This is a genomic window from Streptomyces regalis (assembly GCF_001509475.1).
Classification (GTDB): domain Bacteria; phylum Actinomycetota; class Actinomycetes; order Streptomycetales; family Streptomycetaceae; genus Streptomyces; species Streptomyces regalis.
On sequence record NZ_LLZG01000097.1, the window covers coordinates 1 to 10,153 of the forward strand.

The 10,153-nt window shown below is 70.4% G+C and carries 8 protein-coding genes; 2 read left to right on the forward strand and 6 right to left on the reverse strand.

Features of this window, described 5'->3' with window-relative positions; genetic code table 11:
• Nucleotides 1–252: 252 nt before the first annotated feature.
• Both ADL12_RS15200 and ahcY read right to left on the reverse strand, forming a co-directional pair.
• Nucleotides 253–867 carry a hypothetical protein gene (locus ADL12_RS15200; protein ID WP_062702616.1) on the reverse strand — a complete coding sequence of 205 codons (615 nt, stop codon included), beginning with the start codon at nucleotides 865–867 and terminating at the stop codon, nucleotides 253–255.
• Between the two features lie 164 nt (nucleotides 868–1,031).
• Complete coding sequence (ahcY, locus tag ADL12_RS15205; protein ID WP_062702618.1) at nucleotides 1,032–2,489, reverse strand: adenosylhomocysteinase; 1,458 nt, start codon at nucleotides 2,487–2,489, stop codon at nucleotides 1,032–1,034.
• Between the two features lie 506 nt (nucleotides 2,490–2,995).
• Here ahcY and ADL12_RS15210 point away from each other — a divergent pair.
• Both ADL12_RS15210 and lepB read left to right on the forward strand, forming a co-directional pair.
• Complete coding sequence (locus ADL12_RS15210; RefSeq protein WP_062702620.1) at nucleotides 2,996–5,107, forward strand: fructose-specific PTS transporter subunit EIIC; 2,112 nt, start codon at nucleotides 2,996–2,998, stop codon at nucleotides 5,105–5,107.
• A 144-nt stretch (nucleotides 5,108–5,251) separates the two neighbouring features.
• A complete protein-coding gene (gene lepB / locus ADL12_RS15215; protein ID WP_079052056.1) occupies nucleotides 5,252–5,920 on the forward strand; it encodes a signal peptidase I in 669 nt (222 codons plus the stop codon).
• 72 nt (nucleotides 5,921–5,992) lie between these two features.
• Here the strand turns inward: lepB and ADL12_RS15220 are convergent, their stop codons facing one another.
• From ADL12_RS15220 to ADL12_RS50390, 4 genes are all read right to left on the reverse strand, one after another.
• On the reverse strand, nucleotides 5,993–6,973 hold the full coding sequence (locus ADL12_RS15220) for a cation diffusion facilitator family transporter (protein ID WP_062702622.1): 981 nt from the start codon (nucleotides 6,971–6,973) through the stop codon (nucleotides 5,993–5,995).
• A 173-nt stretch (nucleotides 6,974–7,146) separates the two neighbouring features.
• A complete protein-coding gene (manA, locus tag ADL12_RS15225) occupies nucleotides 7,147–8,298 on the reverse strand; it encodes a mannose-6-phosphate isomerase, class I (protein ID WP_062702624.1) in 1,152 nt (383 codons plus the stop codon).
• 186 nt (nucleotides 8,299–8,484) lie between these two features.
• Complete coding sequence (locus ADL12_RS15230) at nucleotides 8,485–9,612, reverse strand: SIS domain-containing protein (protein ID WP_062702626.1); 1,128 nt, start codon at nucleotides 9,610–9,612, stop codon at nucleotides 8,485–8,487.
• Nucleotides 9,613–9,909: 297 nt separating this feature from the next.
• The gene (locus ADL12_RS50390; RefSeq protein ID WP_079052057.1) at nucleotides 9,910–10,080 is read right to left on the reverse strand and encodes a Trm112 family protein; all 171 of its coding nucleotides are present in this window, start codon (nucleotides 10,078–10,080) and stop codon (nucleotides 9,910–9,912) included.
• Between the last annotated feature and the right edge of the window lie 73 nt (nucleotides 10,081–10,153).

The following is a 10,153-nucleotide window of genomic DNA, read 5'->3' on the forward strand; positions in this document are numbered from 1 at the left end:
TGGACCGGCACCTGCACCACCTGCCACCGCCCCCTGCCCAGAACATCCGCCACCAGCCCAAACCCAAGAGCCAGAGCAACCTAACGGAGTCCTACTAGCACCTCGACGTCCAAGCTCGGGGCGCGCAACGAACCGACAGTTCCGCGAGTCCGGCCGCTCGACCGCCGCGAGACTGCCCCCGTACCGGGCCCACAAAGTCTTGCGCCGGCTCACTGCCTGGCCCGCCCGGCCTTCCCGTCTGTCCGGCATCGCTCAAGCGAACGTCGACGGCGGTGAGTCCAGGTCCTCGAGTTCAATGCCGGGTGCCGCGAGGACCACGTCGCCCGCGATGTGTACGGCGTGCTGCTCGCCCGTGTCCAGGGCTGTGACCTGGTATTCGTCCACGGTCAGGGGGGCGTTGTCAGTGGCGTGTGTTTCTCTGTTCACCAGAGCCCAGGACTGGTCCACGGTGCGCGGGGCGAGGACCGGGTCCGTGAAGGCCACGAGGCGTACGCGGATTGCCGAGGCGGAAGGGGTGAGGCGCAGGAGACGGGTGGTGGCGATGAGGAATGCGGGGGACGTCCCGGTGAAGGCATGGGCGCGCACATTGCCTTCCGTGGCGTGAGCCCCGGTGGGGTCGGTACGGACCCAGGTGACGCCCTCGAGGGCGGCGCCGCGTACCTGCCAGCCGCCGGCGTGGAGCTCGAGACGGACGGGACGGCCGAGTTCGTCGAGGGCGAGGTCGACGGAGCCGCTGTGATCGCCCGCAGGGGTGGTCAGCTGGGAGACGTAGCGCCAGCCGGAAGGGCCGGGGGCGCAGTGGAAGTGCTCTTCTGCGAAGGGGGTGTGATCGTGCGGATCGTGGAGCGAATAGCGGCCGCGGGGCATCGGGGTCCTGGGTCTTGACGGGCTGGTCCGGCCACGCGGGCCAATGAGGCCGCATGGCCAAAGGGGCAGGCCCCCGGCACGGGGGTGCGGGGGCCTGCCTCTGAGGATCTGCTGCTGCGAAGCGTGTCAGTGCACGGACACGCTCCGCTCGGCAGCGGCTCGGCTCAGTACCGGTAGTGGTCCGGCTTGTACGGGCCCTCGACCTCGACGCCGATGTACGCGGCCTGCTCGGGGCGGAGCTGTGTCAGCTTCACACCGAGCGCGTCCAGGTGGAGGCGGGCGACCTTCTCGTCCAAATGCTTGGGCAGCGTGTACACACCGGTCGGGTAGGCGTCCGGCTTGGTGAACAGCTCGATCTGGGCCAGGGTCTGGTCCGCGAAGGAGTTGGACATCACGAAGGACGGGTGACCGGTGGCGTTGCCCAGGTTCAGCAGGCGGCCCTCGGACAGGACGATGAGGACCTTGCCGTCGGGGAAGGTCCAGGTGTGGACCTGCGGCTTGACCTCGTCCTTGACGATGCCCGGGACCTTGGCGAGGCCGGCCATGTCGATCTCGTTGTCGAAGTGGCCGATGTTGCCGACGATCGCCTGGTGCTTCATCTTGGCCATGTCCGCGGCCATGATGATGTCCTTGTTGCCGGTCGTGGTGATGAAGATGTCGGCCTTGTCGATGACCTCGTCGAGGGTCGTGACCTGGTAGCCGTCCATGGCCGCCTGCAGCGCGCAGATCGGGTCGATCTCGGTGACGATCACGCGGGCGCCCTGCCCGCGCAGGGACTCCGCGCAGCCCTTGCCCACGTCGCCGTAGCCGCAGACGACCGCGGTCTTGCCGCCGATCAGGACGTCGGTGGCGCGGTTGATGCCGTCGATCAGGGAGTGGCGGCAGCCGTACTTGTTGTCGAACTTCGACTTGGTGACGGCGTCGTTGACGTTGATCGCCGGGAACAGGAGGACGCCGTCGCGCTGCATCTCGTACAGGCGGTGGACGCCGGTCGTGGTCTCCTCGGTCACGCCGCGGATCTCGGAGGACAGCTGGGTCCACTTCTGCGAGCCGTCCGTGATGGTGCGGTGCAGGAGTTCGAGGATGACGCGGTGCTCGTCGGACTCGGCGGTGTCGACGTCCGGGACCTTGCCATCCTTCTCGTACTCGACGCCCTTGTGGACGAGGAGGGTGGCGTCACCGCCGTCGTCCAGGATCATGTTCGGGCCGCCGGTGGGGGTGTTCGGCCAGGTCAGGGCCTGCTCCGTGCACCACCAGTACTCCTCCAGGGTCTCGCCCTTCCAGGCGAAGACCGGGATGCCCTGCGGGTTGTCGGGCGTGCCGTTCGGACCGACGGCGATCGCGGCGGCGGCGTGGTCCTGGGTGGAGAAGATGTTGCAGGACGCCCAGCGGACCTCGGCGCCGAGGGCGGCCAGGGTCTCGATGAGGACGGCGGTCTGCACGGTCATGTGCAGGGAGCCGGTGATGCGGGCGCCGGCCAGCGGCTGCGCCTCGGCGTACTCCTTGCGGATCGACATCAGGCCGGGCATCTCATGCTCGGCGAGGGTGATCTCCTTGCGGCCGAACTCGGCCAGGGAGAGGTCGGCGACCTTGAAGTCCTGTCGGTTCTCGACAGTCGTCATTACGAGCTGCTCCTCGGGATTGGGTCGAGGGTGGGTACGGCTGGTCTGCGCGGCGGCGGACACCGGGGTGCCCGAAGAGGACACAGGCATGCCCGCGTACGCGCAGCGCAGTCCGTCGGAGGCCCTCTCTCCCTCGGTCGGTCCGTGTCGGGACCGCCCGACCGCCATCAGCAGCGACGTCTGGCTCGGTCCCAAGCTACACCGGGAGACCCGGTGGCCCCCAGTCCGCCTCCGAAGAGATCAGGCCATCAAGAGAGTCGTGCAGGGGGAGGACGAGGGTGGCGTTCACGGGTCGGCGGGAGGTGAGGTGACGGTCGGGTGCGGGAGCGATAACAGGACACCAACGAACCACGAACAGGAGGCGGTAGACCGGGACGATGCGGGATCTTTGAGCCTTTGAGCCTGCGGCGCGGTGGTGCAGGATGCCAGGGAATCGGAACATCTGATCGATCTTGCGGGACGTCCGGGACGGCGTTTCCGCATGACAAAGGCGTTAGGAGATCGACGTGACAAGTCCGGCCGGCCCTCCCCCCACGGGCAGCGGCGGTGGCGAGCGGAAGCGGTTGCAGCTGCTCGCGGTGACCGCGTGCCCGACCGGCATCGCGCACACGTACATGGCGGCGGAGAAGCTCGCGCAGGCCGCCGAGAGCCGCGGTATCGAGATGAAAGTGGAGACCCAGGGATCCATCGGGGCTGAAAACGTCCTAGATGACAACGATGTCAAGCACGCGGACGGGATCATCATCGCCGCGGACAAGGACGTGGACCTGAGTCGATTCGCGGGCAAGCGGGTCCTCACCGTCGGGGTGGCCGAGGGCATTCACCATCCCGAGCGGCTGATCGAGCGGGTGATGGCGGCGCCCGTGCACACGGCAGGGGGCTCCCCCACGCCCCCCGCGGCGGGTGGCAAGGAGCGGAGCGTCGGGTACAAGGCGCTGATGAACGGGGTCAGTTACATGATCCCGTTCGTCGTGGTCGGCGGGCTGCTGATCGCGATATCGCTCTCGCTGGGCGGGCACACGGACCCGTCGGGCGGTCTGGTCATCCCGAAGGACTCCTTCTGGATGGACATCAACAACGTCGGCGTCATCGGCTTCACGCTGATGGTGCCGATTCTGTCCGGATACATCGCGTATGCCATCGGGGACCGGCCCGCGCTCGTGCCCGGCATGATCGGTGGCTGGATCGCCAACACCGGTGAGCTGTACGACTCCAAGGCGGGCGCCGGGTTCATCGGGGCGATCGTGACCGGGTTTCTCGCCGGGTATCTGGTGCTGTGGATCAAGAAGGTCAAGGTCCCGAAGTTCGTGCAGCCGATCATGCCGATCATCGTGATCCCGATCTTGGCGACCACGGCGCTCGGGCTGTTCTTCATGTACGTCATCGGGAAGCCGATCTCCTGGGTGTTCGAGCACCTGACCAGCTGGCTGAGCGGGATGACCGGCACGAGCGCGATTCTGCTCGGCGCGATCCTCGGGTTGATGATCGCGTTCGACATGGGCGGGCCGGTCAACAAGACGGCGTTCCTGTTCGGCGCCGGGCTCATCGCGACCGGCAATCAGACGGTCATGGGCATGTGCGCGGCCGCGATCCCGGTCATGCCGCTGGGTCAGGGCCTGGCCACGCTGATACGGAAGCGGCTGTACACCGAGCAGGAGCGGGAGACGGGGCTCGCCTCGCTGTTCATGGGCTGCTTCGGCATCTCCGAGGGCGCGATCCCGTTCGCCGCGGCGCGGCCTGCGCAGGTCATCCCCGCCAACATGCTGGGCGGAGCGGTGGCCGGTGCGATCGCGGGGGTCGCCGGGGTCGAGGACGCGGTGCCGCACGGTGGGCCGATCGTGGCCGTGCTCGGCGCGGTGAGCGGAGTGCCGATGTTCTTCGTGGCCGTGGTGATCGGCTCGGTCGTCACCGCGCTGACGACGGTCGCGCTGATCGACCTGAGCGAGCGCAGGCTGCGTGGCATGGCGGTCGTCGGCACGGGCACGGGTGCCGGTACGGGTACGGCAGGTCCCGAGTCGGCGCTGGTCGGGGCGGGCGTCGGAGTGGCGGGTACTGGTCCCGTCGTGGAGCGGGGGGCCGTACGTGAGTCGGCGGCGGCCACGACGAGCGCGGACGGCGCTGCAGCCGCCAAGAGCGCTACGGCCGCAGAGGGCACCACGGCCGAGGTCCTCTCCGGATACCTCACCGAGCAGACCCTGAAGGTCGAACTCGACGCGGACGACAAGGAGTCCGCGATCCGGGAGATGGCTGCACTGCTGGCGCGTACCGGCAGGGTCGCGGACGTGGGCGAGCTGGTGGCGACCGCGCTGCGGCGGGAGGCGCAGGGGACGACCGGGCTCGGGGAGGAGATCGCGATTCCGCATGCCAAGACGGATGCGGTCACGGCGCCGGTCGTCGGTTTCGCACGGTCCGCCGAGGGCGTCGAGTGGGGCTCGCTGGACGGTACGAAGGCGAGGCTGGTGTTCATGATCGCCGTACCGGAAGCGGCCGCGGGCGACGAGCACCTGCGGATTCTGGCGCTGCTTTCGCGGAAGTTGATGGACGCCGGGTTCCGGGAGCGGCTGCTGGCGGCCGGGGACGAAGGCGCGGTGCTCGGCGTGCTGGGCGAGATCCGGTAGCCGAGGCGGGAAACGCGGAAGCGAGCGAGATGCAGTGGCCGAAGTGCGGGTCCGCGGCTGTAACGCCGCGGGCCCGCGCGGACGCTGCACGGACGGCGGCTGCTTTCTGCCGCCGCGGACGTTACGCCTGGGGAGGGAGTGCTGATGGAGCGGGGGCGAAGACTCGCGGTCGCGGGGTGGGTGGTGGGACTTCTGGGGCTGGTGCTGGTGATCGCCTCCGTGCTGTGGCTGCGGACGGGCTATGTGCTGTCCAGCGTGTCGAGCAGGGGCATGGCGCCCACGTACGCCGTCGGTGACCGGATCGTCGCCGAACGCGTGGGCACGGACGAGGTGAGGCGGGGCGACGTCGTGCTGTACACGGCGCCGGAGCGCTACGGGAACCGGGCCGTCATGCAGCGCGTCATCGGCGTGGGCGGCGACCGCATCGTCTGCTGCGAAGGCACGGGCACGGCGCGGGAGCGGCTGACCGTCAACGGGGAGCCGCTCAGCGAGCCGTACGTGAAGGACGGCATCGCCGACGGGATGCATCGCCCGTACGACGTGACGGTGCCGGACGGCCGGCTGTTCGTGCTCGGCGACCACCGTCTGATGGCGCGCGACTCCCGGTTTTTCGCCGAGGACCACGGCGGGGCGGTGCCCGTCGGCGGGGTCATGGGCCGGGTGACCGACAGCTATGTGGGGCCGATGCTGCTCGCTGCGGCCACGCTGCTCGGGCTGCTCCTTGCGATCGTCGGGCTCGTCCTCGGGATCACGGCACGGAACCTGCGGCGGCGGCCGGCGGCGCAGTTGGCGTTGTGGCCCCCGCACTTGTGACGGCACCCGCTGCCAGGGATGCGCGACGGGGCCCGCCGATCGACTCGGCGGGCCCCGTCGTCGTACGGGACCTCAGTGCCCGGCGTCGTGCGGCGCCGGTCCGCCGGGCGTCGCCTCGCGGTCGGCGCCCTTGGCCGCCTCGGCCTCGCTGTAGATGTCGGGCTCGAGGTAGATCACGCGGGCGATCGGGACGGCCTCGCGGATGCGGGACTCGGCGGCGTCGATGGCGGAGGCGACCTCGGCGGCCGTGTCCTCGTGCCGGACGGCGATCTTGGCGGCGACCAGGAGTTCCTCGGGGCCGAGGTGCAGCGTGCGCATGTGGATGATGCGGGTGACGGTGTCGCCGTCGACGATGGCGGCCTCGATCTTCGTGACCTCCTCGACGCCCGCGGACTCGCCGAGCAGCAGCGACTTGGTCTCGATGGCGAGGACGACCGCGATCAGGACGAGCAGGATTCCGATGCAGACGGTGCCGATGCCGTCCCAGACGCCGTCGCCGGTGAGCAGGGCCAGGCCGACGCCGCCCAGGGCGAGGACCAGACCGACCAGTGCGCCGAGGTCCTCCAGGAGGACGACGGGCAGCTCGGGGGCCTTGGCATGGCGGACGAACTCCTTCCAGGACTTCCTGCCGCGCAGGGCGTTGGACTCCTTGATGGCCGTGCGGAAGGAGAAGGTCTCGGCGATGATCGCGAAGACGAGGACGCCGACCGGCCAGTACCAGTGCTCGATCTCGTGCGGGTGCTTGATCTTCTCGTAGCCCTCGTAGAGGGCGAACATGCCGCCGACCGAGAACAGGATGATCGAGACGAGGAAGGCGTAGATGTAGCGCTCGCGGCCGTAGCCGAAGGGGTGCTGCGGAGTCGCCTCGCGCTGCGCCTTCTTGCCGCCGACCAGCAGCAGGGCCTGGTTGCCGGAGTCGGCGAGCGAGTGCACGCCCTCGGCGAGCATCGACGACGAGCCGCTGAACGCGAACGCCACGAATTTCGATGCAGCGATCGCGAGGTTGGCGGCGAGTGCCGCCACGATCGCCTTGGTTCCGCCTGACGCGCTCATGTGTCGCGTTGTCCCTTCGCCTTCGTAGGCCTTCGTAGCCTTCGTACGTGCGCCGTCCAGGGCGTCGTCGAGGGGAGCACGCGGCCCCCGATCGGCTTTGCCCGTCCTTTGCCGGTGGGCCATTGTTGCAGCCCGGTCCGACAACGGCGCGCCGGGTCGTCGGATGCCCTCGGTCAGGCGACGACCGTGGCCCGGAAGACCGTACCGGCCCCGGACACTTCGGCCTTTTCGCCCGCCGGTACGAAGACGGACTGGCCGGGCGTCAGTTCGTGCTCCCCGGCCCGGACGGAACCTGTCGTGCAGAGCAGGATCTGCGGCGTCGCGCGCGTGAGGTCGTGCGCGGCGGTGCCCTCCGGGAGGACGTAGCGGGAGAGCCGGAACTCGTCGATCGGGGTCTCGTAGACCTCCTCGCCGTCCGGGGCGGCCTCGGGGCGCAGTACGCCCGGGTCGCCCGCCTCGAAGCGGACGATGCGCAGGAGTTCGGGGACGTCGACGTGCTTGGGGGTCAGGCCGCAGCGCAGGACGTTGTCGGAGTTGGCCATGATCTCGACGCCGAGGCCGTTGAGGTAGGCGTGCGGGATGCCGGCGCCGAGGAAGAGGGCCTCGCCGGGCTGCAGGCGGACGTGGTTGAGGAGCATGGCGGCGATGACGCCGGGGTCGCCCGGGTAGTGGTGGGCGATGTCGGCGTACGGGGCGTAGTCGCCGCCGAGGTGGGAGCAGGCGGCCGCGGCCTCGGTGACGGTGCGGGCCATCTCCTCCGGGTCGGCGGTGAGGATCGCGGTGAGTACCTCGCGCAGGGCCGCGTCCTCGGGGTGGGCGTGCAGCAGGTCGACGTACGGCTTGAGGGAGTCGACTCCGAGGCCGTCGAGCAGGTCGGCGGCCTGAAGGGGGTCGTGGAAGCCGCACAGGCCGTCGAACTCGGTGAGCGCGCAGATCAGTTCCGGCTTGTGGTTGGCGTCCTTGTAGTTGCGGTGGCCGGCGTCCACGGGGATGTTGCGGCGCTCCTCGTCCTCGTAACCCTCCTTCGCCTGCTCCAGGTTGGGGTGCACCTGGAGGGAGAGCGGGGCGCCGGCGGCGAGGATCTTGAGGAGGAAGGGCAGGCGGGGCCCGAACTTCGCGACGGCCGTGGCGCCCAGCTCGCGCTCCGGGTCGGCCTCGATGACCTCGACGAGCGTCCCGCGCGCGGTGCGCGAGGGTGCGCCCGGGTGCGCACCCATCCACATCTCCGCCTGCGGTTCGCCGGTCGGCTCGACCCCGAGGAGCGTCGGGATCGCGGTGGTGGAACCCCAGGCGTAGGGGCGGACGGTGTTGTCGAGGCGGTCCATGCGGTTGCCTGCCTGCTCTCTGTGCGTACGCCGTGGGCCGACGTGGTTTCTGTACGTGTGGAACGCTGCTGTGGGACGTAGAACGCTGCTGTAGGGCGCTCGTTCTCTTCGCGTAGGGCGCGGGTTCGTCTTGTGTACGACCGCGAGTCCCTGTTGCGTACGGCCGTCAGGGCGCCCTGGGACAGATCAGGCTCCCGAGGCGAGCGCCAGGTAAACGGCGGCGAAATCCGTGATGGCGATCAGTTCTGCGAGGGTCTCGAGTTCGTCGCCGGGCTCCGGCTCCAGTTCGCTGATCGGCGTGTCATGGCTGAGGGCCAGGTCCCGGGCGGCGGGCGCGGCGGTGAGGCCGCCGATCGGCCGGTCGCGCAGCAGCACCACGCGCGCGTGCAGGGCGGGCGCCTCCTCCACGCGGTCGCGGAAGAAGTCGTCGGGGTCGGCGCTCCCCGCGAGCGGGCCGGCGAGCAGGGCGTTGTGCGAGGCGAGTGCCTCGGGCAGCTCGGCGACGAGGGCGGGATGGCCGGAGAGCTCGGCGAGCGCGGCGGCGAAACGGCGGCCGGCCGGGCCTGCGGAGACGCCCTCGGTCCAGATCAGCGGGAGTGCGTCGGCGAGTTCGGCGGCCAGGGTCTTGGCGGGGTTGCTGTAGGTCGCGATGGCGGGGCCGCAGCGTTCGGCGATGTGGTCGAGGCGGTCGGCGACCTTCTCGATGGCGTCGGGCGGGGCGGCGAGCAGGCCGGTGCGGTCGAGGAGCGCCAGGAGCGGGGTGAGCAGCGCCCACAGGACGCCGGGGGCGGAGGCCGCGAGGGGTTCGTCCTGCTCGTACGGGGCGGTCGCCATCGGCACGAACAGGCCGTGATTGTTGTGCACCGCTTCGGTGAGCGGGGAGCCGGCCGGGGCCACGGCGACGACCGTGCAGCCACGGCGGTAGGCCTGCTCGGCGAGCAGGGACAGGCCCGGCTCGGAGCCGTCGGGGGTGGTGATCAGCAGCAGGTCCACGGAGCCGGCCCAGCCGGGCAGCTCCCAGCGCAGGGCGCCTGAGGCGGGGGCGACACCGGCGGGGGCCAGTCGGGTGACGGGGCTGGTGGCGCCGGCGAGCGTGCCGAGGAGGTCGGCGACGCAGATGGCGGCGGCGCCGGGGCCTGCGATGAGGATGGCGCGGGGGCGGCCGTCGGGTTTGAGGTCGTGGACGCCGGCCTCGGCTGCGTGCCGGGCGGCGGTGCGGACGCGGGCGCCTGCTTCGGCCGCGCCGCGCAGCAGGGCACGGCGGTCGGCCTCTGCGAGCGCCTCCGGCGTGTCGAGCAGCGATTCGTCGAGCATGGGCGGCAGCCTCCGATCGCCGGGTCGTCTGGGGCTTGGATCCGGCGGGTTGTGTTCTGCGCGGGTGTGTTCGCCGGGGTCTTTGCTCGGTCGCGGGGTAGCCGCGGGTGTCTTTGTTTGTCTTGGCGCGGGCGCGGTGTCTTTATGCGGGCGCGGGCTGTTTTTGTGCCGGTCGTCCGTTGCCGGGCGGCAGTCGTCTCGTGCCGGTGGCCCGGTGGCCCGGTGTCCGTACGTCGGTCATCGGCTTGTTCTTGGACGGCGACCGGTCGTCTTTGCGCCCTTGGACGTGGCGTCGCGTTACGCGGGGCGGCGGGCCTCGTCGACGAGCAGGACGGGGATTCCGTCGCGGACGGGGTATGCCAGGCCGCAGTCCTGGGCGGTGCAGATCAGCTCGGCGTCCCGCTCCTTGAGAGGGGCGTGGCAGGCCGGGCAGGCGAGGATCTCCAGGAGGCCGGCTTCCAGCGGCATGAGGGGTCCCTTCTGGGGTGGGTGTGGGTGGTGCGGGCGGGTGTGCGGATGTGCCTGGTCAGCGTACCGCCGG